Below are 25,729 nucleotides of genomic sequence, written 5' to 3'. Positions count from 1 at the left end.
GAGGGTGATATGGCAATGACTTACCACCTGGACGTCGTCAGCGCAGAGCAACAAATGTTCTCTGGTCTGGTCGAGAAAATCCAGGTAACGGGTAGTGAAGGTGAACTGGGTATTTTCCCGGGTCACGCACCGCTGCTCACCGCCATTAAGCCTGGTATGATCCGCATCGTTAAACAGTTCGGTCATGAAGAGTTTATCTACCTGTCCGGCGGCATTCTCGAAGTGCAGCCTGGCAGCGTGACCGTTCTGGCTGATACCGCGATTCGCGGACAGGATCTCGATGAAGCGAGAGCCCTGGAAGCGAAGCGTAAGGCTGAAGAGCACATCAAGAGCTCTCATGGTGACGTGGATTACGCTCAGGCATCTGCGGAACTGGCCAAAGCGATCGCGAAACTGCGCGTAATCGAGTTGACCAAAAAAGCGATGTAACACCGGCTTGAAAAGCACAAAGGCCAGTCTGGTTTCCAGGCTGGCTTTTTTTGCTTTTGCTGCAAGAACATTTAAATTGAAAGCTGTTTTGTGATTTAGATCATAAAAATATTGATTGGCTAAAAAATGCGGCGTAGACTCTTTTTATGTGATGTATGTCACATAATAAAATCAGATAAAAAGAGATGCCAACATGAAATTACTCAATAAAATCATCGCCATGTTCAGCAATATGAGCTTTTAGACTTTACCTGCCTGTACTGTGGCGCGATGCTTGATATGGTTTATCAGTCAGCGCCACTTGTTGTTATAAATCCCCTCCCCTACTCTTCTCCCTCAACTTTTTATTTCGCGTACGCATTTTCGGTTTCTCACTGAATCACATAAATAAAATCGGGCTTTGCATGTGTAACTCTTTATTCATGCGGTGAAAAAATAGCAAAAACATTAACCTAAGGCTTTAATAAGAGCAGTCCCCAGGTTTTTGGCAGACAAAAGACACTGATTTAGACGAAAATAGTGAGTTATCAGATGGGGAATTACCCCTGTTGAACGTTTTATCTTCGGTCCATTTCACGATGAAAAAAATGTAGTATTTTCAATGTGAAACGGTATAAATTCGTTCTCAAATTACAGTCAGGACGTGTATGTTGAATAAAGCTATGAGCGTCGTGATCCTTGCCGCAGGCAAAGGCACGCGTATGTATTCCGATCTCCCTAAAGTGCTGCATACCCTCGCAGGAAAACCGATGGTTCAGCATGTCATTGATGCTGCTAATGAATTAGGTGCGACTCACGTACATCTGGTCTACGGGCACGGTGGTGATTTGCTCAAGCAGACGCTGAAAGATGGCAATCTGAACTGGGTTCTGCAGGCGGAACAGTTGGGTACCGGCCATGCAATGCAGCAGGCGGCGCCATTCTTTGGTGATGATGAAGACATTTTAATGCTCTATGGCGATGTGCCGCTGATCTCTACCGATACCTTACGTCGCCTGCGTGAAGCCAAACCGCAGGGCGGCATTGGCTTGCTAACGGTAAAACTTGATGACCCAACCGGTTATGGCCGAATTACCCGCGATAACGGCAATGTCACGGGTATCGTTGAGCATAAAGATGCTACCGACGAGCAGCGTCAAATCCAGGAAATAAACACTGGTATCCTGATTGCCAACGGCGCTGACATGAAGCGTTGGCTGTCTAAACTGACCAACAACAACGTGCAGGGTGAATACTACATCACCGATATCATCGCGATGGCGTATCAGGAAGGACGTGAAATTGCTGCAGTACATCCGGCACGCATTAGCGAAACTGAAGGGGTGAATAACCGTCTTCAGCTATCCCGACTGGAACGTGTTTATCAGTCCGAGCAGGCAGAAAAACTGCTGCTGGCAGGCGTGATGCTGCGCGATCCGGCACGTTTTGATCTTCGCGGTACGCTTATTCACGGGCGCGATGTTGAAATTGATACTAACGTTATCATTGAAGGTAACGTAACCGTTGGGGATCGCGTCAAGATTGGCGCCGGTTGCATCATCAAAAACAGCGTGATTGGTGAGGGTTGCGAGCTTAGCCCATACAGTGTGGTGGAAGATGCCCATCTGGAAGCCGCTTGCACCATTGGTCCATTCGCACGTCTGCGCCCGGGTGCTGAGCTGCAGGAAGGCGCACACGTGGGTAACTTCGTCGAAATGAAAAAAGCGCGTCTGGGTAAAGGCTCCAAAGCCGGTCATTTGACCTACCTGGGCGATGCGGAAATTGGCGATAACGTGAATATCGGCGCGGGTACGATTACCTGCAACTACGATGGCGCCAATAAGTTTAAAACCATTATTGGTGATGATGTGTTTGTGGGTTCTGATACTCAGCTGGTGGCGCCTGTCACCGTGGGTAAAGGTGCAACGATCGCCGCCGGAACCACCGTAACGCGTAATGTCGCCGATAACGAACTGGTATTAAGCCGTGTACCTCAGGTCCATAAACAGGGCTGGCAGCGTCCGGTGAAGAAGAAGTAAGTGATTTTTGCCGGATGGCGGCCTACGTGCGGTGACGTTCTGTAGGCCTGATAAGCGTAAGCGCCATCAGGCACACAAGAGATGAGGGGATAACATAATCCTCCGCTCAACAAGCAGTACCATAAAAATAACCCCACTCTCTACAAGGCTCGGGGCGCCCGAAATGGGCAAATACAGGTCAGCGACAACGACAGGCATAATGCCTAAATTCGGAATCAAAAAATATGTGTGGAATTGTTGGCGCTATCGCGCAGCGTGATGTAGCTGAAATCCTTCTCGAAGGTTTACGTCGTCTGGAATATCGTGGTTATGACTCTGCTGGTCTGGCCGTCGTCGATGCTGAAGGTAACATGACCCGTCTGCGTCGTCTGGGTAAAGTGCAGATGCTGACTGCTGCTGCGGAAGAACATCCGTTGCATGGTGGTACAGGTATCGCTCACACCCGCTGGGCGACACACGGTGAACCTTCAGAAGCGAACGCGCATCCCCATGTTTCTGAACACATTGTTGTGGTGCATAACGGCATCATTGAAAACCATGAACCACTGCGTGAGCTGTTGAAAACGCGTGGCTATACCTTTGTTTCTGAAACCGACACCGAAGTGATTGCTCACCTGGTGCACTGGGAACTGGAACAGGGTGGAACGCTGCGTGAAGCCGTGCTGCGTACTATTCCGCAGCTGCGCGGTGCCTACGGCACGGTGATCATGGATACCCGTAATCCGCAAACCCTGCTGGCGGCCCGTTCTGGTAGCCCGCTGGTGATTGGTCTGGGTATGGGCGAAAACTTCATCGCTTCCGATCAGCTGGCGCTGCTGCCGGTAACCCGTCGCTTCATCTTCCTGGAAGAGGGTGACATCGCGGAAGTGACTCGTCGTTCTGTCTCTATTTTCGACAAGTCTGGCGCAGAAGTTAAACGTCAGGATATCGAATCGAATCTGCAGTATGACGCGGGCGAAAAAGGTATTTATCGCCACTACATGCAGAAAGAGATCTACGAACAGCCGAACGCGATTAAAAATACGCTGACCGGGCGCATTAGCCACGGTGAAGTGGATTTAAGCGAGCTGGGGTCGCGTGCCAACGAGCTGCTGTCTCAGGTTGAGCATATCCAGATTATCGCCTGCGGTACGTCGTACAACTCCGGTATGGTATCCCGTTACTGGTTTGAATCGCTGGCGGGTATTCCTTGTGATGTCGAAATCGCTTCCGAATTCCGCTATCGCAAATCTGCCGTGCGTCGTAACAGCCTGATGATTACCCTTTCTCAGTCTGGTGAAACGGCGGATACTCTGGCGGGGCTGCGCTTATCCAAAGAGCTGGGCTATCTGGGATCGCTGGCTATCTGTAACGTTCCGGGCTCCTCTCTGGTGCGTGAATCTGACCTGGCGATGATGACCAATGCCGGTACCGAAATCGGTGTGGCCTCCACGAAGGCATTTACCACTCAGCTGACCGTTCTGCTGATGCTGGTGGCGAAACTGTCCCGTCTGAAAGGCCTTGATGCGTCTATTGAGCAGGAGATCGTTCACGGTCTGCAGGCGCTGCCGAGTCGTATTGAGCAGATGTTGTCCCAGGACAAACGCATTGCCGCTCTGGCAGAAGGTTTCTCTGATAAACACCATGCGCTGTTCCTCGGCCGTGGCGATCAGTATCCAATTGCGCTGGAAGGCGCGCTGAAGCTGAAAGAGATCTCTTATATTCACGCTGAAGCTTATGCCGCAGGTGAACTGAAACACGGTCCGCTGGCGCTGATTGATGCCGATATGCCGGTTATCGTGGTTGCGCCGAACAACGAATTGTTGGAAAAACTGAAATCCAACATTGAAGAAGTTCGCGCCCGTGGCGGTCAGCTGTACGTCTTTGCTGACCAGGACGCTGGCTTTACCAGCAGCGAAAACATGCACATCATCGAGATGCCGCATGTGGAAGAGGTGATTGCACCGATCTTCTACACCGTTCCGCTGCAGCTGCTGGCGTATCATGTGGCACTGATTAAAGGCACCGACGTCGATCAGCCGCGTAACCTGGCGAAGTCAGTTACCGTAGAGTAATCCGTGCTTAGCTGAACTGGAAATGCCCTGCTACAAGTGGGGCATTTTTTTAAACTTGTTCTGTTTTTAATCAATTATCCCGCCTGTTTTATGTGACAAACCGTCATCTTCAACTACTGTTTTCAGTGTCATAAAAAGAAAATTTTAACGAAATGTTATTGTCATGATGGTGACTAACTTTTTGTTTTAAATGTGTTTTTAGATAAAAAGCTTCCCGTATTTTTCGTTGTCATAAAACTGTCATATTTCGTACATTTAACTGTCACCTGTTTGTCCTATTTTGCTCACAGTAGCAACTCAAACAACGATTTACGAAAACCGTGCAGGAGACATTATGAAAGTTATGCGTACCACTGTCGCAACTGTTGTCGCCGCGACCTTATCCATGAGCGCGTTCTCTGCGTTTGCAGCAGCGAGCCTGACAGGTGCAGGTGCAACCTTCCCTGCGCCAGTGTATGCCAAATGGGCAGATACCTATCAGAAAGAGACCGGTAGCAAAGTAAACTACCAGGGTATCGGCTCCTCCGGTGGTGTAAAACAAATTACGGCCAATACCGTTGATTTCGGCGCTTCTGATGCACCGCTGTCTGACGAAAAACTGGCGCAAGAAGGTCTGTTCCAGTTCCCGACCGTGATCGGTGGCGTAGTGCTGGCTGTGAATATCCCGGGCCTGAAATCCGGCGAGCTGGTGCTGGACGGTAAAACGCTGGGTGACATCTACCTCGGTAAAATTAAGAAGTGGGATGATGAAGCCATTACCAAACTGAACCCGGGTCTGAAGCTGCCTTCACAGAATATCGCCGTTGTGCGTCGCGCTGACGGTTCCGGTACTTCCTTCGTTTTCACCAGCTACCTGGCAAAAGTAAACGAAGAGTGGAAATCTAAAATTGGTTCCGGCTCTACTGTGAACTGGCCGACCGGTCTGGGCGGTAAAGGTAACGACGGTATCGCTGCGTTCGTACAGCGTCTGCCGGGTTCTATCGGTTACGTTGAGTACGCTTACGCTAAGCAGAACAACCTGGCGTATACCAAGCTGGTCTCTGCTGATGGCAAACCGGTAAGCCCGACAGAAGAGAGCTTTGCTAACGCCGCAAAAGGCGCTGACTGGAGCAAAACTTTCGCTCAGGATCTGACTAACCAGAAAGGTGACGACGCGTGGCCAATCACCTCCACCACCTTCATCCTGGTCCATAAAGAGTCGAAGAAACCAGAGCAGAGCGCAGAAGTGCTGAAGTTCTTCGACTGGGCGTACAAAAATGGCGGCAAACAGGCTAACGACCTGGATTACGCCAGCCTGCCGGACAGCGTGGTTGAGCAGGTTCGTGCTGCATGGAAGACCAACGTGAAAGACAGCAGCGGTAAAGCGCTGTACTAATAGAATATCTTTAACGAGTTGGCGGATGGCGCTACGCTTATCCGCCCTACGGTTTCGACTGTAGGCCCGCTTTGTAGGCCGGATAAGCGTAGCGCCATCCGGCATGGGCAACTTCGTAAACGCGTTTAACTTAAAGAGTGATTTATGGCTGCAACCAAGCCTGCTTTTAACCCACCGGGTAAAAAGGGTGACATGATCTTCAGCGCGCTGGTAAGACTGGCTGCGCTGATTGTGCTATTGATGTTGGGTGGCATTATTGTCTCTCTGGTTATCTCCTCCTGGCCAAGCATTCAGAAATTTGGTTTCTCCTTTCTGTGGACCAAAGACTGGGATGCACCGAACGATATCTACGGTGCTTTAGTACCGATTTACGGTACGCTGGTTACCTCACTTATTGCACTGTTGATTGCCGTTCCGGTGAGTTTCGGCATTGCGCTGTTCCTGACTGAACTTGCACCTGGCTGGCTGCGTCGCCCGCTGGGCATCGCTATTGAACTGCTGGCGGCAATTCCGAGTATCGTGTACGGCATGTGGGGGCTGTTTATCTTTGCCCCGCTGTTTGCGACTTATTTCCAGGAGCCGGTCGGAAACATCCTTTCCAACATTCCGTTTGTTGGCGCACTGTTCTCCGGCCCAGCTTTTGGTATCGGTATTCTGGCGGCTGGCGTGATCCTCGCCATCATGATCATCCCGTACATTGCGGCGGTTATGCGTGATGTGTTCGAACAAACGCCGGTACTTATGAAAGAGTCGGCCTACGGCATCGGCTGTACCACCTGGGAAGTTATCTGGCGTATCGTCCTGCCGTTCACTAAAAACGGTGTAATTGGCGGCGTGATGCTGGGTCTGGGGCGTGCGCTGGGTGAAACCATGGCGGTGACCTTTATCATCGGTAACACCTACCAGCTCGATAGCGCCTCGCTGTACATGCCGGGCAACAGTATTACCTCTGCGCTGGCGAATGAATTTGCCGAAGCGGAATCTGGGCTGCACGTTGCAGCGTTGATGGAGCTGGGTCTGATTCTGTTTGTGATCACCTTCATCGTGCTGGCTGCGTCTAAGTTCATGATCATGCGCCTTGCGAAGAACGAGGGGGCACGCTAATGGCTACGCTTGAAATGCAAAACACCGCTCAGCTTGCGGAATCCCGCCGTAAAATGCAGGCGCGTCGTCGTCTGAAAAACCGCATCGCGCTGACGCTCTCTATGGCGACCATGGCGTTCGGTCTGTTCTGGCTCATTTGGATCCTGATGTCCACGATCACCCGCGGTATTGACGGTATGTCGCTGGCGCTGTTCACCGAAATGACGCCGCCGCCGAATACGGCGGGCGGTGGTCTGGCGAACGCCCTGGCCGGTAGCGGTCTGTTGATTCTGTGGGCGACCGTGTTTGGTACCCCGCTCGGCATTATGGCGGGTATCTACCTGGCGGAGTATGGACGTAAGTCCTGGCTGGCTGAGGTCATCCGCTTTATCAATGACATTCTGCTTTCTGCACCATCCATCGTGGTCGGTCTGTTCGTTTACACCATAGTGGTAGCAAAAATGGAGCATTTCTCCGGCTGGGCGGGCGTGATCGCGCTGGCGCTGCTGCAGGTGCCTATTGTTATTCGTACCACAGAGAACATGCTCAAGCTGGTGCCAGATAGTCTGCGTGAAGCCGCCTATGCACTGGGTACGCCGAAATGGAAGATGATTTCTGCGATCACCCTGAAGGCATCTGTCTCGGGGATCATTACAGGTGTTCTGTTAGCAATTGCTCGTATCGCAGGTGAAACGGCTCCGCTGCTGTTTACGTCGCTCTCCAACCAGTTCTGGAGCACCGACATGATGCAGCCTATCGCCAACCTGCCGGTCACTATCTTTAAGTTTGCGATGAGCCCGTTTGCTGAGTGGCAGCAACTGGCCTGGGCTGGGGTACTGATTATTACCCTGTGCGTACTGCTGCTGAACATTCTGGCGCGCGTCATTTTCGCGAAGAAGAAACACGGTTAATTTTTACGGCGTGGCTGATGCGGCGCCGGATGAGGAAAAGATTGAAATGAGTATGGTTGATACTGCCCCAGGTAAAATTCGGGTTCGTGATTTGAACTTCTACTATGGCAAATTCCATGCCCTGAAGAACATCAACCTGGATATTGCTAAAAACCAGGTAACGGCGTTTATCGGTCCTTCTGGCTGTGGTAAATCGACGCTGCTGCGTACGTTCAACAAAATGTTTGAACTGTACCCGGAGCAGCGTGCGGAAGGTGAAATTCTGCTGGATGGCGACAATATTCTCACCAATACCCAGGATATCGCTCTGCTGCGAGCCAAAGTGGGCATGGTATTCCAGAAGCCCACGCCGTTCCCGATGTCCATCTACGACAACATCGCTTTTGGCGTACGTCTGTTTGAGAAACTCTCGCGTGCGGATATGGACGAACGCGTGCAGTGGGCATTGACCAAGGCCGCATTGTGGAATGAAACCAAAGATAAATTACACCAGAGCGGGTACTCTCTCTCGGGTGGTCAGCAGCAGCGACTGTGTATTGCGCGTGGCATCGCCATTCGCCCGGAAGTGCTTCTGCTTGATGAGCCATGTTCAGCGCTCGACCCTATTTCTACCGGGCGTATCGAAGAGCTGATCACTGAGCTGAAAGAGGATTACACCGTCGTTATCGTTACCCACAACATGCAGCAGGCTGCGCGTTGTTCCGATCACACGGCATTTATGTACCTGGGCGAGTTGATTGAGTTCAGTAACACGGACGATCTGTTCACCAAGCCCGCGAAGAAACAAACTGAAGATTACATCACCGGTCGTTACGGCTGATTCAGGAGCTTGTTGTGGATAACCTTAACCTTAATAAACATATTTCCGGCCAGTTCAATGCAGAGCTGGAAAGCATCCGTACCCAGGTGATGACCATGGGCGGCATGGTCGAGCAGCAGCTTTCTGATGCAATCACGGCGATGCACAACCAGGACAGCGAGCTGGCGAAGCGCGTCATTGAAGGCGATAAGAACGTCAACATGATGGAGGTGGCGATCGACGAAGCCTGCGTGCGTATCATCGCCAAGCGTCAACCGACAGCGAGCGACCTGCGTCTGGTGATGGCGATTATCAAAACCATCGCTGAGCTGGAACGTATTGGCGACGTGGCAGATAAAATTTGCCGCACCGCGCTGGAGAAGTTCTCGCAACAGCACCAGCCGCTGCTGGTAAGTCTGGAGTCGCTGGGTCGTCACACCGTGCAGATGCTGCACGACGTGTTGGATGCGTTTGCGCGTATGGATCTCGACGAAGCGGTACGTATTTATCGCGAAGATAAGAAAGTCGACCAGGAGTATGAAGGCATCGTGCGTCAGCTGATGACTTATATGATGGAAGACCCACGTACCATTCCAAGCGTGCTGACCGCGCTGTTCTGCGCACGTTCCATCGAACGTATCGGTGACCGCTGCCAGAATATCTGCGAATACATCTTCTATTTCGTGAAGGGACAAGACTTCCGTCACGTGGGCGGCGATGAGCTGGATAAGCTGCTGGCGGGCAAAGATCCTAAAGAGTGATAAAAACGTAGAAAGTAGGCCGGATAAGCGTTAGCGCCATCCGGCAATTGCCCGGTGGCGCAAGCTTACCGGGCCTACAAAAAATTACCGGGTAATATCCCAACCCCGCGCCTTCCACAATTCCGGCAACTGTGCCAGATCGGTAAAAGTCGTGACTTTGGGATGATCGATCGGTTTGTTATGCGGATCTGCGCAGAAGTAGAACACTTCCATCCCCGCCGCAATCCCCGCCTGCGCGCCTGCGCTGGAATCATCAACCAGAATGCAGTTCTCAACATTAACGTCCATTGCTTTTGCCGCATGGAACATTAGGGCCGGATCGGGCTTCCAGCGTTGGATATCGTAGCCGCTGAACAGTAAATCAGGAAAATGGTGCAACATGCCCAGCTTACCCAGCGAATGCTGCATTTTGCTGACCGGACCGTTAGACACCACGCACATTGGCACAGCCATGCTGTCCAGCAGCGTGTTCGCACCAGCAATGACTTCCAGCTCGGTATCGAACAGACGTGCGACCTCAGCGCGGTAAACCGGTTCTAAATCGGCTTTTGCCAGTTCGACACCGTGCTCTTCGTTGATAATGTCGATGATCTCGTACAGCTTTACCCCCTTGAAGCGTTTGAAAATTTCTTCAAGATCGAGCGTAATGCCAAACGCCTGGAACATGCTGACATACGCGCGAGAACAAATCACTTCACTGTCGACAAGGGTACCGTCACAGTCAAAAAATACGGCTTCTATCTGGGACATGTCATTTCCGTTTTAACAAGTTTAACGTTTTCGTAATGCATTATTGGGCGACGCAATCGTTGCCGTATAAGCAAAATCAATGAAAAAAGTTGCTCATAACCCAACCCTATTGTCGCATTTTGGTATAGGATAGCGACGAATTTTCCCTCCTTGTTCGGAAATTGATAATGAGTCAACAACACACAACCCAGGCTTCTGGCCAGGGGATGCTGGAACGCGTGTTCAAACTGCGCGAACATGGCACGACGGCACGGACCGAAGTGATCGCCGGTTTAACCACCTTCCTGACGATGGTGTATATCGTTTTTGTTAACCCGCAAATTCTTGGCGTGGCTGGCATGGATACCAGCGCCGTCTTTGTTACCACCTGCCTTATTGCTGCCTTTGGTAGCATCCTGATGGGGCTATTTGCTAACCTGCCGGTCGCACTTGCGCCTGCTATGGGCCTGAACGCATTTTTCGCTTTCGTGGTCGTCGGCGCGATGGGCCTGTCATGGCAGATCGGTATGGGTGCTATCTTCTGGGGCGCGGTAGGTCTGCTGCTGCTGACCATTTTCCGCGTACGTTACTGGATGATTGCTAATATCCCAGTTAGTCTGCGAGTGGGGATCACCAGCGGTATCGGTCTGTTCATCGGCATGATGGGGCTGAAAAACGCAGGTGTTATCGTCGCCAACAAAGACACGCTGGTGTCTATCGGTAACCTGACGTCCCACAGCGTACTGCTCGGTATTCTGGGCTTCTTTATCATCGCGATTCTGGCGTCACGTAACATTCATGCGGCGGTGCTGATTTCCATCATTGTAACCACGCTGCTGGGCTGGATGCTGGGCGATGTCCATTACAACGGTATCGTTTCTGCACCGCCGAGCGTGATGTCCGTTATCGGACATGTCGATCTGGCCGGTTCGTTTAACATTGGCCTGGCGGGTGTGATTTTCTCGTTCATGCTGGTCAACCTGTTTGACTCCTCCGGTACGCTGATTGGCGTGACGGATAAAGCCGGTCTGGCGGACGCGAAGGGCAAGTTCCCACGCATGAAGCAGGCGCTGTATGTGGATAGCGTGTCGTCGGTTACCGGGGCGTTTATCGGGACCTCTTCCGTTACCGCCTATATTGAATCCTCTTCCGGGGTGTCGGTTGGTGGCCGTACCGGCCTGACGGCAGTCGTCGTTGGCCTGCTGTTCCTGCTGGTTATCTTCCTGTCGCCGCTGGCGGGTATGGTACCGGGCTATGCAGCAGCAGGTGCGCTGATTTACGTTGGCGTCCTGATGACATCAAGCCTGTCACGCGTGAAGTGGGATGATCTGACTGAAGCGGTTCCGGCGTTTATTACCGCTGTGATGATGCCGTTTAGCTTCTCAATTACCGAAGGTATTGCGCTGGGCTTTATCTCTTACTGCGTGATGAAAATCGGTACTGGACGTTTCCGCGATCTCAGCCCGTGCGTCATCGTTGTCGCGCTGCTGTTTGTACTGAAGATTGTGTTTATCGACGCGCACTAAAATATCGGTCTGGACAACTGCCCGCCAGGCATCGTTGCTGGCGGGCGTTTTCTTTTAGGCTTTCACGCGTTGGATGTAGTCGCCAAATGCGGTCAACTGGCCGGTCAGATGGTCCAGCGTGCTTTGGTCAATCACTTCACCCGTCTGCGGATCCACCTTGTTTTGAATGACCCCGCCCATAAATTCCGGCTTGTTCATTACCATGGCGTCGAGGAACACCAGGATTTGACGCAGATGGTACTGGCAGCGCGCGCCGCCAATGGCACCCATGGAGCTGGTCTGGATCAGCACCGGTTTGCCGGATAATGGCTGATCGGGCAGGCGAGACAGCCAGTCGATGGCGTTCTTCAGTCCGCCCGGAACAGAATAGTTATATTCAGGTGTGACGATGACGACACCGTCAGCCTTTCTGATTTGCTCAGCCAGTGCTTCTACGCTGGCCGGAAAACCTTCTTCCTGCTGGAGATCGGCATCGTACAGTGGGATATCACCAATCGACGGTAACGCGCTCACTTCCATTCCTGCGGGAGCAATCTTGGGCAGTGTACGGGCAACCATTCCATTAAACGAACCTTTGCGCAGACTTCCCAGTAACGTAACAACATTCAATGTTTCAGACATGGTGACTCCTGTTTCATCATGAAGGTTAAATCAAAGCGTATGGCTTTTCGCTGCGCATAATTGAGAGAACCGGATCAGACGACCCGTTGGCTCATTGGCGCGAGTCTGGATATCAGGCAAACTTTTCCAGTCCTGTTTACCATCAAACTCCCAAACCTTGAGTTTTTCAATGGTTGGCGTAACCGCAACCGACCACACCAGCACATCTTCCGCATCGCAAATGGCTTCAATCTGCGCAACATGGGCACATTTCAGGCGTCCTGCGCCGGGTAAAAGCTGGAGTTCGCGCGGATCGTCATTGCATACATCGCCAGTGAGTTTGAGTACGCTCTGGCGCAATGTAATGAGCTGCGCGCGCGCTTCATTGGGGTCGTTTTGATTATTGATCCACAGGTTTTCGTTATTGGAGAAGCGCCACGTTTCCGCTGAATTTGGATTGTTAAACCCGCGGGTTGCCCGCTGAAGTTCCATATCCAGGCCGCACGTTCCTTCAGTCGTTAGCACAACGCCGACGATATTCCCGGCATAAGAAATCGAAAATCCCGGTAGATTCTTATCGCGAAAAACGGGCTTACCTTTCGCCTCAGTAACAATCTCAGGCAACGTGCTGGTGCCGTAAAGCATGAACATCAGTTCGGCGAGAAGACTTCGGGAGGCCAGGAAGCGTGTTCGGCGGTGGGCGGGTAGATCTCTTGCTTCAATGTGACATGGAGTAGGGAGACGAACTGAAACCAGGTGTCCCTCCGTAAGAATCCCTCTGGCAAAATGTGTCGCCATTTTTCGCTCCGTGATTAATGGTCCGTGATTATCACCAGAGTAACATTTACACGGCTTCCGGGCAGGCTTTGCTGCCCAAAAAATAAGCGGAAATGGGATACATTACGCGATATTTACATTTCTGTTGCCAGAATGGTCGATTTAGAAACACCAAAATGACGGATCGTCAGGATATATCGCGATAAAGCGCCTTGATCGTGTCTTTTAGCCAGACGATCTTAGGATTGTGGCTGTTGCGTTTATGCCAAAGAAGAGTAAACGGTACGCGCATTTTTTCCAGTTGCGCCGTATCAAATGGCATCGGCCGCGCAACGAGTGGAAGCTGGTGGAGTTGGTTATAACGCTGGCAATAAACCGGTGCGGTGGCAATCAGCGCGTGATCTGGCTGCGCAGCCATAAACAGCGATTGCTCAAAACCAGGCAGACATAACGCGATATTGCGTGCGCGCCCCATTTCTTGCAGGACTTCATCCAGCGCCCATGTATCGCTTTGCTCCCAGCTAATGCTGATGTGCGGATAGCGCAGAAAGGTGTCCAGATTCCACTCTTCCTGCAGTGCGGGATGATCTTCACGTAGCCAGACGCAGGGCAGATCGGAAAACAGCACTTCATGGTCGATCGACAATGGCAACAAACTCAGCAGTTCTCGCGAACGCGGATGACTTTCGCGTCCGGTAAAGCCAATATCCACTTCACCGCGAATAATGGCATCCAGCGAATCATAGTCCCAGTTGCGTATTTTGATCGTCGCCTGAGGATAGCGCTGGTAAATCTGCCGGGAGAGCGCGTTGAACATGATCATCACCAGCGGCGTTTCGGCCACCAGATCAAACTTCAGCCCGCGCGGCGATTCATGGTGCGGCTTATCGAGCAGCTGATTGCCCATCTGCATCCATTCAGCCAGGCTCTGCTCCATGCTGACCATCAGCGGCGTCGGCGATAGCCCCAGCGGGGTGTTCACAAACAAGGGATCGTCAAACCAGGCCCGCAGCTTCGACAGCGACTTACTGACCGCCGACGGTGTGACGTTCATCCGTTTAGCGGTTTTAGTGACGCTGCGTTCCTGCATCAACAGCTGCAGGCAGAGCAATAAATTAAGATCGAGACTGCTGAGGGATTTCTTCATGAGTTGGCGCGGACCGGTTAGGTGCAACAGTGATAATCAGCATGATACTCACTATGCTACAGCCAATCAGAATCCCGATCAGCATATTCAGCGCATCAAGGCCAAGAACAGCCGCCAGCCAAATCCACAGCGAGGAACCGCAAACCTGTGCAATACCTAATGCCGAGCTGGCGACGCCCGCGCGCAGCGAGAACGGTCCCAGCGCCTGGCTCATCGCAACACCGAAACCGACCGAGAATCCGGCGCAGATTAAGGTTAACCCGAACAACGTTACCGCGTGTGAAGTAGCAAGGGTTAACACCACGCCTGCACACAGAAACAGCACCTGCGAGGTCAGCATCATAACGCGAGGCTTAAACACGCTCAGAGCAAATGGCGTAGAGAAAGAGACCGCCATACTGATGCCAGCGGTCATGGCCATGGTAGTGGCGTACTCGCCGCGGTCGAAGCCCATCACTTCCATCAGCAGCACCGGAGACGTATTCACAAAGGTCAGGATCACCGATACGCTGAGGGTGGTAATGGCCAGACGGCTTAAGAAAAAGCGGTTTACCAGTGATTCGGTTGTGTGGTTCTTTTCCATCGTCGCCATAAGCGTTGCTGGGCGCGATTCTCGCAGGACAAACACCGACAGCAGGCAAACAGCCACACCCATTCCCATCATCGTGTAGAACAGGCTCTGCCACGGGTATTTGAGCATGATCAGATGCCCCATCACCGGAGCCAGCACCGGCACGATACAGGTAATACCGTTCAACAACGACAGTACCTTCGCCCGGCGACGATCGTCGAGCGTATCGCGCAGAATAGCGAAAGCCACCACATAACAGCAGCCGGCGCCCACACCCTGAATAAAGCGGCCTACCAGGAACGGCGTACCGCTCTCAGCAAATGAACACAGCGCAGAGGCGAAAATAAAAATGAGTGCACCGACAATAGCGACTGGTTTACGTCCTGACTGGTCGGCAACTTTTCCGGCGAAAAGCATCGCCGTCGCCATTCCCGCCAGATAAACCGAAAACGCGATATGCAGTTGCGCCTCGCTGGCCTGTAGATCGGCCGCAATACGGGGCAGCCCCACCAGATACATATCAATACCGGCAGGATAAAGAAGAACCAGGGCGAAACTGCAGATTAGAAAGCGTGTCATAGCGACCTCATGAGAAATGTGGCGCTAAGCATACGGTCAGAGAGTCAACAGTACGAGTTGCCATTTGGACAACAGTGATTTCCGCATGGGAAATTGTTGTTGCCGGATGGTGGTGTAAACGCCTTATCCGGCCTATGGGGCCTGTAGGCCCGGCAAGCATCGCGCCACCGGGCAACACAACAATACAGAAGCTGGAAAATCGAGCTAACTCGTTAATCTATCAGCGATACGTTGCCTTGAAACCATGGCTATGGGCACATTCAAGGACACAAAAGCAGGATACTGCTTTGTTTTATGCGGTGCGCATAAAACTCGAAGGTGCGATGTTAGTGGAAGGCTCACTGCTTCAGTGCCACTATGTCTAAGCCATCTTTTTTTTTGATAGTATTTGAGCTTGGTAAAGTTAATTTACATATAAAAAGGGAACTGTGGGACGCAAAACCATACATAATCTATTGATAACTTGTTATGAATTATGCAATATAGATTAAATATCTAAAATAGAAGCGTGAGACAATTAAAATGAGTTTTTATATAGAGAGTGCTCTTGTTGATAATAAGAGAATAGAACTAGTGCCACAATCAATACATAATATAGGTAATATATATACTGTATTAATTGGAAAAAACGGAACAGGTAAAAGTATTTTTTTAAGTAAACTTGCAAATAGTTTATGTAGTATTCAAGTGGAAAATAAATATTTAAAGCGTGATTTTGATAGTAATGAAAAAAATAACGCTAAAATGTCTTTTAATATTGTAAATGATGGTGTTGGTAATGAAATTAGATTGGAGGGGCGTAAGTTTATAGATGGTGATAGTAAATATCTTCTCCCTTCCGTTTTGACATGTATATCAACAAGCCCATTTGATAAATTTTCATCAGAACGTAGGTTTTATAACTCCAAACATGATATTAACACATTTTATCATTACTTTGGGTTGAAAGATTTAGGACGGAAAAATGCCATTCATGCTTTTATAGAAAAAATCCTATATTCAAGAATTAATAGTTCATTAAAAAATGACAGAGAGTCATTTGAAAAAATATTGGGTTTTTTAAATTACCAGCCTAAAATAAAAATTGAGTTCAGAACTAGAGTTAGGCTTAAAAAACTATTTGAGCTTGATGATGAAGAGCTTATAAGACAAATTGAAAAGCCAATATTTACACCAACGGGTATATATAAGTGGAGTAAAAATCAATCTAATTATGATGTGCCTAGAATAAGAAGTTCATTATTTCTCATTAACGATTATATTTTAGCCTCCTCAGATAGACGTTCGAATTCAGGTTCAGAGGCAAGGTATTTTGATGTTGAGATAAATGCTCTTAATGAGAACATGATAAATATATCTGAACACGTGATGCATGAGATGTTATATTTAATGGAGTTGAATTTATTATCTATTAGAGATATATATCTTTATAAAAAATCAGGTGATGAAGTTATATTATATGAAGCTAGTTCTGGTGAGCAGTGTTTACTAATTAACACATTTGGTATTGCTAATAGCATTGCAGATAATGCTTTAATACTGATAGATGAGCCAGAAGTAAGTCTTCATCCAGAGTGGCAGGAGGTTTATATTGAATTGCTTATGGATGTCTTTAGTCATAAGAAAGGATGTCACTTTATTATTGCAACTCACTCCCCTCAAATAATATCCAATCTTAAGAAAGATAACTGTTTTATTACTACTCTTGAAAATGGCAAAACATATCATGCTAAGGATTTCATAAATAAGTCAGCAGATTTTCAACTAGCAACTTTAATGGAGACTCCTGGGCATGAGAATGAATATTTAAAAAGACTGGCAGTAAATATATTAAGTAAAATTTCTGCCAATGAAGAGCTGAGTGATCAAGATATAAATGATGTTCTATGGCTTAAGGATATATCTAAAAATCTAGAGCCGAACGATACAGTCATGTTTCTTATTGGTTTGATCGTTAAGAGCAAGGTGTCTTTAAAATGATTTCTAATGCTTATTTGTATAATAATGATTTTCAGGAAAGGATAAATGCAAAAATAAGCTCAGAGGGGTTTTGTTCTGATTCATGGTCTGATAATGATATTAGTGATATTAAAGAGTCAATAAAGCAATTTTATATACCTGAACAAAACCATATTTGTCCTTATTGCCAACAAAGATTTTTGACTAACAATGGGAGGCAATGGGATATAGAACATATAATACCACGCCAAACTCAAGTTGGTTTCATGTTTACCCCACAGAATTTATGTGTCTGTTGCCCTGATTGTAATAGTCATAAAGGATATAAAAAAACAACGACTAGTGTCGCTAAAAAAACGCTACCTACAAAATCGCACTTATATCTTATCGTTCACCCACACTTCGATAAATATGACGATCATATAGAGGTCATTGAACCCGGATATCTCTATAGAGCAAAAAGTAAGAAAGGTGAAAATACAATGTATGTTTGTTCATTAAACAGGTTTTATCAGTTTTCTGGTTATAATTCTGCAGTAGCAACAGATCATCGTTTGATGATGTTGGCAAATGGTTTATCTTCTGCACAGAGCGAAGAAGAGAAAAGGCAAATACGTCGAGAAATGATATCTATATCACTACGGGCAAACATATAGTACGGCTTTTGAGGTAATTGATTTTATAAAACAACATTAGTTTAAAAACTAGCTTTCTTCATTTTCAGACGCTATATTTTCTCGGTTGCGGCAAAACCGCAGCCGGAATTGGCGTTCCGAATTATCACGAGTGTCGGTAGCGATGTTTGCAGTGCTACTGGCGCGGCCTGCGCTCGCCCCTTCAATGGTGGCTCAGGCAGGGGCTTCGAAAGAAGCGCCGGGTCGTGATAACCGGTACGCCAACCCTGTCTGGGTCACCACCAGTGAGCCTGGCGTCTCCGGTGGTGGCGTTAACCTGCTTATCACGAAGCGGAGCGCTGCGTATGTGTCCTGTCCCTGAATATCCCTTTGCACCAGCCTCCGCCGGAGGTATCTATGAAAATCACCGTAGAACAACCCTCAGCCAGAGAACTGGTCGATCGCTCGCGAGTCCTGGTGCATGTGATGCTCGAGCATCCTGACGATATCGGCCCGAATTATGCGTTGCTTCTCATCCTTGCTGACCAGCTACAACTGTTAAGAGATGCTTTTGAAGAAGATGAGGTGAGACGGCTTAGAGACGAGAAATTACCTCAGTAATTCTTACAGCGACCACAGCATCAGGGACAGATGTTGTGGTTGATTCCCCCACCTGCTTTTTCCTGGCTGGCTCCCCCATATTCTCTGAGGTGAATTCCATGAGCACAGCAATGGCGCGGGTTGAAAGGGCATCCCCCATCTTTCGCTGTTAAAGGTGAATAATGTGGGGGGAGTCGAGTACCTGCCAGTGTATCCCCCCCACAGATTCCAAGTTCCATCATCATTCCCCCGTATCCGGGAGCCGGATCTGTTCTCCATCGAGCACAATCAGTTGCTCGCGCAACAGCTTCTCCAGCCAGCGCGAAAATTTCTTCTCGACGTTAATTCCCTTAGCCCGTAGATCGTCGCGCAAGAGCGCGCGGGTACAAGGCTTATTCTGGCTGATGCGTTGGTTAATACAGCGCCATAACGCCGTATGGTTGCGGGTGATATGAGGAACACCGGGTGGTATGCCACTACTCAGTAAGTCATCGTCAGGTTGCCTGGGCTCGTCATTCAGCACCAGTGAGGTCACTGGTTCGCCATCGCTATCGGTATAGATAACAACTTCCTCAAGATCGTAGGCGGTGACCTCCGGCATCTCCGCATCTTTCATCTTTGTACAACTCAGGGTGATAGCGTTGCGACGTCCCTCGCGCCTGACATTAAACTCGGCATCCAGCGCAGCCTGAAAAGCACTTGAACCGCGTGCGCCCCGTTCCTGATCCTTACCCGAGTGATGAACGATCATCATCGCTGCGCGCGTATGATACCGAATGGCGTCGCAACCCTGGATAAATGCGCCCATATCCCGCGCGGTGTTTTCATCTGAGTTACCAAAACAGCGGGCCAGCGTATCAAGGATGATCAACCGTACCGGCATTCCGGTCATGTTCTGAATGTCTTGCGTCGCCAGGATCACCTGCTCGATGCTTCCCGGAGCGGCTGGAAAGATCGGGCAGTCGACGCGAAACAGGTTATCGAGCGCCATCTCGTCATTAACGCTGAGTTCCCAGGCGCGGATCCGCCGCGATACACCGGTTCCTCCTTCTCCGGCGATAAACAGCACAGCCCCTTGATTGACTCGCCTTCCGCCCCATGACGTACCGCTGGCAATATGGCACGCCAGCGATACCGCCAGAAAGGATTTAAAAGAGCCGCCGGGGCCATAAATACTGCACAGCGCCCCTGCGGGAATGAGCCCTTTCACCAGATAATCCTGACTGATGTTGAACCCTTCCGAGCCCCGGCGCAGCGGAAGGGAGGTGGTGAGAGTACGGTCTGATGCTGTCATGACCTACGACCTGAGATTTGCAGGAAGCTGCTGGTTGAACACAGTCCGGGAAATGGATTCACCGTAGTGACGGTAAAATTCATCCCAGTCGCTCAATGTGGTGTCTGCAGGGAGAACCACACAGCCCTTCACAACCTCGGCAGCAGCGGTTGCATTCAGCAACCCGGTATTTTTCTCCTGACTGCAATCATTATCGCCAGCCAGGATAAGGTGGCATTCAGGCCACTGCTCCCGGAAAGCGATGGCCACATTTTTCAGGTTGTGCGCCGACAGGGCAGCAACCACCGGAAAATGATGAAGGCATGAAACCGCAAGCGCGGTTGCATATCCTTCGGTAATGATGATGCCTTCCGGTGGTTTGCTGTCCGGTGCCCAGGGTTCCGGTCTACCGTTGCGGCTCGCCTGATGTACCGGGCAAAAACAATCCTTCAGATGGCTACCGGGCAGCAGGTACTTTTTCCCTCCAGGATGAATGAACTGCGCACCTGTCAGCTGCGCGCCTGTATTTCGAATTGGCAATACCAGCGTACCCGCCCCGAAATGCACGCCGCAGATTGTCCGGCTACTACGCTCAGTCAGAAGCCACTGGACTCGTCGCCAGCCTCGCGTTGTCAGATACGGCGCTTCTCCGGATTCACAATGGCGAAGCAGTGTCTTAATACGCGATTCCATATTCAAAGCCTGTGATTTTTCCCTGGCTGGCGGAGACGGCGAAAACGGTGGAACAAGATCCATGTCCTGCAGCATTTCGGCGGCGCCAACCAGTCCGCAATGTAAACATAGGGAAACCAGATCCAGTCCGTCACCTGCGCCGCACTGATTGCAGAACCATGTGCCGCGCCCCTCCAGATCATCCATCCTGAAGCGATCCTTACCCCCACAAGAGGGACAAGGGCCATGGCGATGATTTGGTGGAATGGGAATGCCAAGTTTTTCAAAAATTTTCGGCCAGGTATTGCGTACCTGCTCGGAGATGATAGAAACGTAATTGCTCATGATTGCCTCCCATACACCTGCTGGATGTAGCGCCCTCGACCATCGCCATGACCAAGATCCATCGCAACCATCGCCCTGGCTTCCTTTATACTCAGCCCCTGTCTCTGGTAGTGCGCCATCGCCTCCTGCGCCCATGAATAGCGCAGGCTGTGTGGTGCATAGGGGCCAGTCAGCCCTGCGCGAACTGCGCTGGCACGCCAGTAATTCATTGCGGCGCGCAGATCGGGTTTATTGAGCAAACGTCCCCCGCGTTGTGCCATCAGGGGTATAGCCTGGTTCAGGATGCTGCGTAGCCTTTCAGGTTCGAGCACCACCGTCTGACGGGAACGTGATCCTTTGGTGCCAAAAACCACCTGCAATCGGTTTTCTCCACGCTCTAACGCAGCGGCCCATGTCTTCAGAGACTGACAACACTGCACCGCTTCCTGTGAACGCAAACCCATTGCTCTGGCAAGCTCCAGCGTCAGAGCCAGCCCTTCATCCTTTTCATGAAAAGCAGACAGCGCCGACAACCAGCGTTCTGAGGTTAATGGCAGATGCGTTCCTGCCCGGCTGGCGTTACCCAGCCCGAGCGCTTTATTGCTGATGCGCTCCGATTGGGCAAATTTTTGACGTCCAGACTGAGCAAGGATGGTGCGCATGGCAGCCATCTCGTTTTGTAGCGTGCGTGGCGTAATGCCTGCTTCCCGTCGCGCCATCACGTAGCTTTCGATATGTGACGATTTCAGATGCTGGAGATCCTGAATCTGGATATTCAGCTTGTGCAGATGCTGACTTAAACGCCCGGCGATGCGGAGGCGATCATGGACTGTTTTAAAACTGCCGCCAGCCAGCAGGGCGAGTTTTTCCATGCGTTTTGTAAGTTTCGACATAGCTACTCTCCACTCAATTCTCCGACGCGCGGTTGGGCACAGCGTGCTGTGCTGAACGATACCGGTGCGCCGGAGAATGCGCGGATGAGGTATGACGGGGTACGGTGATGCACGAATGCAGCCGCCTGCTCAGGCAGGTATATCCCCACAGGTAAAATAACCTGTCCTCCGGTATCGGTTCGGTAGTGCTGGTTTCTCCTCCTGGTAAGTGAATTTCTGACATCTGTTTGAGTGTCAGCCTGTTTGTTGCAGTGGATTTACAGGCAGTAGCTGGGTTGAAGCTGATCTGCGCGCTGGCGTCACTTTCACTCGCTTACGCTCTTAAAAGTGACGCCGCGTTTTGCAAATTCAGCAGGAAGTACGGACGCAAAGCCTTCGGCAATGCCGTCCGACTTCTCTACAGCGTTCTGTCTGTCGCTACGCTTGCAACAGGGTAGCGATATAGGGTGTGGTCACCTGTATCGAGACAGGAGGTCAGTTTCAGACCACGCTTCGTTCCCTGGTTGACCGGGGGGCTGACCGCCAAAGGCGCTTCTTACAGGTCGCAGTTCGTCTTAGAACAGGAAGCTTTTAGGGGTACTGCTATGAGTTGGGGATAGGGTAGATCTGGGAGCGTGGGGAAGCAGTGGGAAACTGTTTTTGCATTTGAATAATTTCAAAAGTTATTAGGTTCGTGATTGTTGCTTTGTTAAAAATGATAAAGCCTGCCAAATTTTAATATTTAGCAGGCATTTACAATTCATGTGGATTTATTGATGTAACTTCCTTATTTCTTCGATGACCTCTAAAACAGGTGCGTTTGCTATTTCTTTTGGGATAAATATGTCATCATCTCTATATAGCATTACTTTTTCTATATCGTTACTACTGATTTTCCAGGCATCTTTTATTACTAGGTTTTCTTTTGATATCTTTATAAGGATATTGTTTTTAGGTTGTTTAATTTCAGATGAATTAGTACTGCTATAACCTAAATAAAAATAATCTAATTTATTAAGAATAGAAATGAATTTAGATAGGTTTATATCCGTTTGCGGCGTCATTGTACATTGTCTATTTATCATGGTTATGATTTTGCTATTATCATATCTTTCTAAATTCTCACTAATTATCACTCTGTACCATGCAGGATTATTTCCATCAACACCTTTAAGTATGGTTATTTTTAGGCGATCTGAATTTTTTGATGCGGATATATTTTTACTAAGGTCATCAAAAATAATTTCAGCGAAGTTTTCATGTTTAAAAACAAGGCTAAAAACAAGTTTTTGCTCTGGGAGCATGTAGAATCCGATACCTTTCCAGGTGGTTTTATCCCATAACCTTGGTTTTATGATGTCATGAACAATAATATCATTATGTGACAATTTATCGAAAAAAATCTCGTCTGGAGTTTCTCCAGATTTACTTACGTCAGGAGTGCTATCTTTTAATTTGTTTTTGTTTTTTGGTATGTCATTATCCCAATTGGTCTCTCTTTTGAGATTGAATTCCTTATGTTCTTCATTAGTATAGATGGAAGAAAATCTGGAACAAGAATCTTTCCCTATAATATTGTAAACCGCCATTATACTATTATATAAAGGTGATAATCTTGCCATTATGTCGTCGTTAGAAAATAACTTCTCCAGCAATACCATTGGGTCTCTAGTGAAAAACGCCAACTGAAATATTGGTGACAATAAATCAAAGCAATATTTTTTGAATTTTGGGATATATTCTCTTTTTACTTCGGGGTCATTAAAATCAGAGAATGTTGTATTTATGATGACATTTGAACCTGATGTGTTGATTTGATTGCTAATGCTATCAGTATCATCTATTTTGGGAATGAAGTTAATTATTAATTTAGATTCTGTAGCATAAATTTTATCAGTTATCCCCGTTGCGAAGAAACCTTCGAGATATGCTAGGAGACCTTCTGCAAACTCGAGATATGGGCTTCTTAAGGGGAAGTTTATAATGAAGTTGCAACCTAATATTAGAGTTTCAATATGTCCGATTTCGTCTGAAAGTATATTCAATTGAGTAGTGTCTGCACCAATGTCTGCATCTCTAACTATCATTTGGTGTTCTTTTAAATCTATGTTTTTAAGATCGCCAAATTCCTCTCTTATTTGTTGTTCATATCCTAATGAGTATAGGATTATAGAGTATGAGTGAAATAAATTAAGGTTTTCTAAGACGCAAGGAACCCTCTCAAGCTTACGAATGGAATCAATATTAGCATTTGCGAGATAATGACTTAAGCAGCCATCAAACTGCATTATTACTTCTTCATCCAATACCCCTTGTGGCAATACATTATCAATAATTAAAGCAAGCTCAAACCATGTGAGAGCCTCTGCTAAGCGACCAAGCTTTAGTTCAATCCATGCTATCCTGATATATGATTTTACTTGTTTTTCATTGAGCTCATCTTGACGCCAAAACTGGTCAGTAAGTAATGAAGATGCACTTAGTGAGCTGGCGCGAGCCGCCCAGAGTAATCCAATTTTCTCGTAAGCTAATGAAGTGACATCAAAGGCTTTAATAACTGCTTCTCTGGACTCTTCTTTATAAAGACCTGAAATTGTTTTTCCAGCAAGGGTAATTGCATGGTGTGGCTTATTTTGTTGAAGTTTTTTGATTGCTCTATTTAAGCTGTTAAGTGACGCTTTAACTTCACCGGAGCGTTGACTGGTAACTTCTGTAATGAAATCTATAAGCTCTTCGAATTCATCATTTTCATCAATCACTTCATCTAGTTGTTCAAGGAGTGTACAGGTTTTTTCAAATGGATAACCAACTAGTTTTTGTCCTTCTTGAAGGATTTTCTTTATTTCAATAAATCTTAAACTTGCTTCTTCATCTTTTTCTATTCTGGTTAACTCAAAGAGATTGATATGAGTTTTTGCCAGCAAAGCATTACCAGGGCGAGAATCATCTAATGCAATCTTTTGAAGGGTTTCTAAAGATAAATCAATTATTTCGTCTGTTTTCTCTGATTTCTTCTCTGGTGACCTCTTAACATGAGATGAGTAAATTACTAATAAATTTATTATCAGCTCCCATTTTGAAGAGCTAGTGGTGTCCTCCATTATATTATATAAATTGTTTATATTTTCAACAAATAATTGGAAATCCTCAAACCACCAAAATGAATACCAAGCATAGTTGTAGTATGCATCGATTTTTTCCTGATGTGTCCCAAATCTATTTGCTATTTTAATTGCGCGTTCAAAAAGACCTTGGGATTCTATCTCTGTGTTTTCTAATTCTGAACTTAAAATGGCCATTCGCAGAAATAAAGAAACCTGATCTACATTTATATTTTTAGGGTCTATTTTGTTTTTTATTTCACTATCTAATGCTTCTAGTTCTTGTTTTTTTTGATAATCATTACTCCCATGTATTGTTTCTCTTTCAAAATTAGTAGGAACTGAAAGCGTTTCTATGGCAAGTTGTTCATAACCATTACTGTAAACCTGATCTAATATCCAACTTATATCGAGAATTCTAATATCTATACCAATTTCTTTTTTTAATAAATCCTCCAGTTCACTCCGTTGATTTGATTTAATATATTGGTTAGTCACGCAAAATATTTTGCTATAGCCTCGATTTGTATCAGCGATTTTCTTAACATCTTCTTGGCATTTTTTCTTCCAGTCTTTTCTGGTGCTTACAGCAAATGCCCATCTTTCTTGATGTGAAAAATCTGCAGTACCTACATACCATAAAAGTTGATTGTGATCTGATACTGGGAATGTTTGTGTATCGGTTTTTCCGTCACCTCCTGCAACTGGCCCTGTCTGCTCTAATAAATTTGGGCATACTACCTTTTCGCATAATTTTTTTGAAAACGTTTCAAACTCTAACTCTTGGCTTCTGGTATTTAATGTTGAAATGAAATGTTCAAGTACAACTCGGTCAAGTGTCCCTTTTTCTATTACTTTTGAATCCGAAAAACGCTCTGGGCGTCTATTTTTCATGAAAGCTTTCGGAGAAAAATTCTGTTCCACTATATAATCCTCTATAATGAATTTTCATTTT

The 25,729-nt window shown here is 48.1% G+C and carries 21 protein-coding genes and 1 pseudogene; 13 read left to right on the top strand and 9 right to left on the bottom strand.

Features of this window, described 5'->3' with window-relative positions:
• Nucleotides 1-9: 9 nt before the first annotated feature.
• The 8 genes from OGV71_RS07290 (at nt 10) to phoU (ending at nt 9,430) form a co-directional block, all read left to right on the top strand.
• Nucleotides 10-429 carry a F0F1 ATP synthase subunit epsilon gene (locus tag OGV71_RS07290; protein WP_003023809.1) on the top strand — a complete coding sequence of 140 codons (420 nt, stop codon included), beginning with the start codon at nt 10-12 and terminating at the stop codon, nt 427-429.
• 647 nt (nt 430-1,076) lie between these two features.
• Nucleotides 1,077-2,447, top strand: coding sequence for a bifunctional UDP-N-acetylglucosamine diphosphorylase/glucosamine-1-phosphate N-acetyltransferase GlmU (gene glmU / locus OGV71_RS07285; RefSeq protein ID WP_003023811.1), 1,371 nt, complete (start codon nt 1,077-1,079; stop codon nt 2,445-2,447).
• Nucleotides 2,448-2,671: 224 nt separating this feature from the next.
• Nucleotides 2,672-4,501, top strand: a complete 1,830-nt coding sequence (glmS, locus tag OGV71_RS07280) for a glutamine--fructose-6-phosphate transaminase (isomerizing) (protein ID WP_204583150.1) — start codon at nt 2,672-2,674, stop codon at nt 4,499-4,501.
• 334 nt (nt 4,502-4,835) lie between these two features.
• Entirely contained in the window at nt 4,836-5,876 is a 1,041-nt protein-coding gene (gene pstS, locus OGV71_RS07275) for a phosphate ABC transporter substrate-binding protein PstS (protein ID WP_003023814.1), read from the top strand.
• A 144-nt stretch (nt 5,877-6,020) separates the two neighbouring features.
• Nucleotides 6,021-6,980 (top strand): phosphate ABC transporter permease PstC, encoded by a 960-nt coding sequence (gene pstC / locus OGV71_RS07270; protein ID WP_003023817.1) that lies wholly within the window; start codon nt 6,021-6,023, stop codon nt 6,978-6,980.
• Entirely contained in the window at nt 6,980-7,870 is an 891-nt protein-coding gene (pstA, locus tag OGV71_RS07265) for a phosphate ABC transporter permease PstA (protein ID WP_003023819.1), read from the top strand. Before pstC ends, pstA begins: the two co-directional genes overlap by 1 nt.
• A 46-nt stretch (nt 7,871-7,916) precedes the next feature.
• The gene (gene pstB / locus OGV71_RS07260) at nt 7,917-8,690 is read left to right on the top strand and encodes a phosphate ABC transporter ATP-binding protein PstB (protein ID WP_204583151.1); all 774 of its coding nucleotides are present in this window, start codon (nt 7,917-7,919) and stop codon (nt 8,688-8,690) included.
• A 14-nt stretch (nt 8,691-8,704) separates the two neighbouring features.
• Nucleotides 8,705-9,430, top strand: a complete 726-nt coding sequence (gene phoU / locus OGV71_RS07255; RefSeq protein ID WP_003023824.1) for a phosphate signaling complex protein PhoU — start codon at nt 8,705-8,707, stop codon at nt 9,428-9,430.
• An 84-nt stretch (nt 9,431-9,514) separates the two neighbouring features.
• Here the strand turns inward: phoU and yieH are convergent, their stop codons facing one another.
• A complete protein-coding gene (yieH, locus tag OGV71_RS07250) occupies nt 9,515-10,180 on the bottom strand; it encodes a 6-phosphogluconate phosphatase (RefSeq protein ID WP_032950596.1) in 666 nt (221 codons plus the stop codon).
• Between the two features lie 167 nt (nt 10,181-10,347).
• On the opposite strand from yieH, the gene adeP reads away from it, so the two are divergent.
• Complete coding sequence (gene adeP, locus OGV71_RS07245) at nt 10,348-11,685, top strand: adenine permease AdeP (protein ID WP_003023830.1); 1,338 nt, start codon at nt 10,348-10,350, stop codon at nt 11,683-11,685.
• A 54-nt stretch (nt 11,686-11,739) separates the two neighbouring features.
• Here adeP and OGV71_RS07240 read toward each other — a convergent pair whose 3' ends face one another.
• From OGV71_RS07240 to OGV71_RS07225, 4 genes are all read right to left on the bottom strand, one after another.
• On the bottom strand, nt 11,740-12,306 hold the full coding sequence (locus tag OGV71_RS07240; protein WP_003023832.1) for an NADPH-dependent FMN reductase: 567 nt from the start codon (nt 12,304-12,306) through the stop codon (nt 11,740-11,742).
• A 30-nt stretch (nt 12,307-12,336) separates the two neighbouring features.
• Nucleotides 12,337-13,083 carry a 4'-phosphopantetheinyl transferase family protein gene (locus OGV71_RS07235; protein ID WP_204583152.1) on the bottom strand — a complete coding sequence of 249 codons (747 nt, stop codon included), beginning with the start codon at nt 13,081-13,083 and terminating at the stop codon, nt 12,337-12,339.
• 166 nt (nt 13,084-13,249) lie between these two features.
• Nucleotides 13,250-14,209 carry an HTH-type transcriptional regulator YidZ gene (yidZ, locus tag OGV71_RS07230; protein ID WP_003023837.1) on the bottom strand — a complete coding sequence of 320 codons (960 nt, stop codon included), beginning with the start codon at nt 14,207-14,209 and terminating at the stop codon, nt 13,250-13,252.
• A complete protein-coding gene (locus OGV71_RS07225; RefSeq protein WP_003840591.1) occupies nt 14,178-15,359 on the bottom strand; it encodes an MFS transporter in 1,182 nt (393 codons plus the stop codon). Before OGV71_RS07225 ends, yidZ begins: the two co-directional genes overlap by 32 nt.
• Before the next feature lie 522 nt (nt 15,360-15,881).
• On the opposite strand from OGV71_RS07225, the gene OGV71_RS07220 reads away from it, so the two are divergent.
• The 4 genes and pseudogenes from OGV71_RS07220 (at nt 15,882) to OGV71_RS07205 (ending at nt 18,553) form a co-directional block, all read left to right on the top strand.
• The gene (locus tag OGV71_RS07220) at nt 15,882-17,339 is read left to right on the top strand and encodes an AAA family ATPase (protein ID WP_004116695.1); all 1,458 of its coding nucleotides are present in this window, start codon (nt 15,882-15,884) and stop codon (nt 17,337-17,339) included.
• Nucleotides 17,336-17,974, top strand: a complete 639-nt coding sequence (locus OGV71_RS07215; RefSeq protein WP_047084753.1) for an HNH endonuclease — start codon at nt 17,336-17,338, stop codon at nt 17,972-17,974. Before OGV71_RS07220 ends, OGV71_RS07215 begins: the two co-directional genes overlap by 4 nt.
• Nucleotides 17,975-18,146: 172 nt before the next feature.
• Nucleotides 18,147-18,266: pseudogene (locus OGV71_RS25475) on the top strand (ash family protein); the annotation flags it as partial.
• A gap of 83 nt (nt 18,267-18,349) precedes the next feature.
• Nucleotides 18,350-18,553 carry a hypothetical protein gene (locus OGV71_RS07205; protein WP_000705806.1) on the top strand — a complete coding sequence of 68 codons (204 nt, stop codon included), beginning with the start codon at nt 18,350-18,352 and terminating at the stop codon, nt 18,551-18,553.
• A gap of 220 nt (nt 18,554-18,773) precedes the next feature.
• On the opposite strand, the gene OGV71_RS07200 is transcribed toward OGV71_RS07205, so the two are convergent.
• The 4 genes from OGV71_RS07200 to OGV71_RS07185 all read right to left on the bottom strand — a co-directional run bounded on the left by OGV71_RS07200 (nt 18,774) and on the right by OGV71_RS07185 (nt 25,698).
• A complete protein-coding gene (locus OGV71_RS07200) occupies nt 18,774-19,826 on the bottom strand; it encodes a helicase RepA family protein (protein ID WP_204583153.1) in 1,053 nt (350 codons plus the stop codon).
• 3 nt (nt 19,827-19,829) lie between these two features.
• On the bottom strand, nt 19,830-20,822 hold the full coding sequence (locus tag OGV71_RS07195) for a primase-helicase zinc-binding domain-containing protein (protein WP_286532968.1): 993 nt from the start codon (nt 20,820-20,822) through the stop codon (nt 19,830-19,832).
• The gene (locus OGV71_RS07190) at nt 20,819-21,694 is read right to left on the bottom strand and encodes an integrase domain-containing protein (RefSeq protein ID WP_204583155.1); all 876 of its coding nucleotides are present in this window, start codon (nt 21,692-21,694) and stop codon (nt 20,819-20,821) included. The genes OGV71_RS07195 and OGV71_RS07190 overlap by 4 nt, the downstream gene beginning before the upstream one ends.
• A 749-nt stretch (nt 21,695-22,443) precedes the next feature.
• The gene (locus tag OGV71_RS07185; protein ID WP_286532965.1) at nt 22,444-25,698 is read right to left on the bottom strand and encodes a hypothetical protein; all 3,255 of its coding nucleotides are present in this window, start codon (nt 25,696-25,698) and stop codon (nt 22,444-22,446) included.
• Between the last annotated feature and the right edge of the window lie 31 nt (nt 25,699-25,729).

Origin of the sequence: Citrobacter sp. Cf088, assembly GCF_030334295.1 — a bacterium.
In the GTDB taxonomy this organism is placed as follows: Bacteria; Pseudomonadota; Gammaproteobacteria; order Enterobacterales; family Enterobacteriaceae; genus Citrobacter; species Citrobacter freundii.
The sequence above is the reverse complement of the archived record's forward strand: the minus strand, read 5'-3'. Positions and strand labels throughout refer to the sequence as shown.

Bases quoted from the DNA above. Each gene is read 5' to 3' on its own strand.
- OGV71_RS07290 (WP_003023809.1), top strand. From the start codon at position 10: ATGGCAATGACTTACCACCTGGACGTCGTCAGCGCAGAGCAACAAATG.
- glmU (WP_003023811.1), top strand. From the start codon at position 1,077: ATGTTGAATAAAGCTATGAGCGTCGTGATCCTTGCCGCAGGCAAAGGC.
- glmS (WP_204583150.1), top strand. From the start codon at position 2,672: ATGTGTGGAATTGTTGGCGCTATCGCGCAGCGTGATGTAGCTGAAATC.
- pstS (WP_003023814.1), top strand. From the start codon at position 4,836: ATGAAAGTTATGCGTACCACTGTCGCAACTGTTGTCGCCGCGACCTTA.
- pstC (WP_003023817.1), top strand. From the start codon at position 6,021: ATGGCTGCAACCAAGCCTGCTTTTAACCCACCGGGTAAAAAGGGTGAC.
- pstA (WP_003023819.1), top strand. From the start codon at position 6,980: ATGGCTACGCTTGAAATGCAAAACACCGCTCAGCTTGCGGAATCCCGC.
- pstB (WP_204583151.1), top strand. From the start codon at position 7,917: ATGAGTATGGTTGATACTGCCCCAGGTAAAATTCGGGTTCGTGATTTG.
- yieH (WP_032950596.1), bottom strand. From the start codon at position 10,180: ATGTCCCAGATAGAAGCCGTATTTTTTGACTGTGACGGTACCCTTGTC.
- adeP (WP_003023830.1), top strand. From the start codon at position 10,348: ATGAGTCAACAACACACAACCCAGGCTTCTGGCCAGGGGATGCTGGAA.
- OGV71_RS07240 (WP_003023832.1), bottom strand. From the start codon at position 12,306: ATGTCTGAAACATTGAATGTTGTTACGTTACTGGGAAGTCTGCGCAAA.
- OGV71_RS07235 (WP_204583152.1), bottom strand. From the start codon at position 13,083: ATGGCGACACATTTTGCCAGAGGGATTCTTACGGAGGGACACCTGGTT.
- yidZ (WP_003023837.1), bottom strand. From the start codon at position 14,209: ATGAAGAAATCCCTCAGCAGTCTCGATCTTAATTTATTGCTCTGCCTG.
- OGV71_RS07225 (WP_003840591.1), bottom strand. From the start codon at position 15,359: ATGACACGCTTTCTAATCTGCAGTTTCGCCCTGGTTCTTCTTTATCCT.
- OGV71_RS07220 (WP_004116695.1), top strand. From the start codon at position 15,882: ATGAGTTTTTATATAGAGAGTGCTCTTGTTGATAATAAGAGAATAGAA.
- OGV71_RS07215 (WP_047084753.1), top strand. From the start codon at position 17,336: ATGATTTCTAATGCTTATTTGTATAATAATGATTTTCAGGAAAGGATA.
- OGV71_RS07205 (WP_000705806.1), top strand. From the start codon at position 18,350: ATGAAAATCACCGTAGAACAACCCTCAGCCAGAGAACTGGTCGATCGC.
- OGV71_RS07200 (WP_204583153.1), bottom strand. From the start codon at position 19,826: ATGACAGCATCAGACCGTACTCTCACCACCTCCCTTCCGCTGCGCCGG.
- OGV71_RS07195 (WP_286532968.1), bottom strand. From the start codon at position 20,822: ATGAGCAATTACGTTTCTATCATCTCCGAGCAGGTACGCAATACCTGG.
- OGV71_RS07190 (WP_204583155.1), bottom strand. From the start codon at position 21,694: ATGTCGAAACTTACAAAACGCATGGAAAAACTCGCCCTGCTGGCTGGC.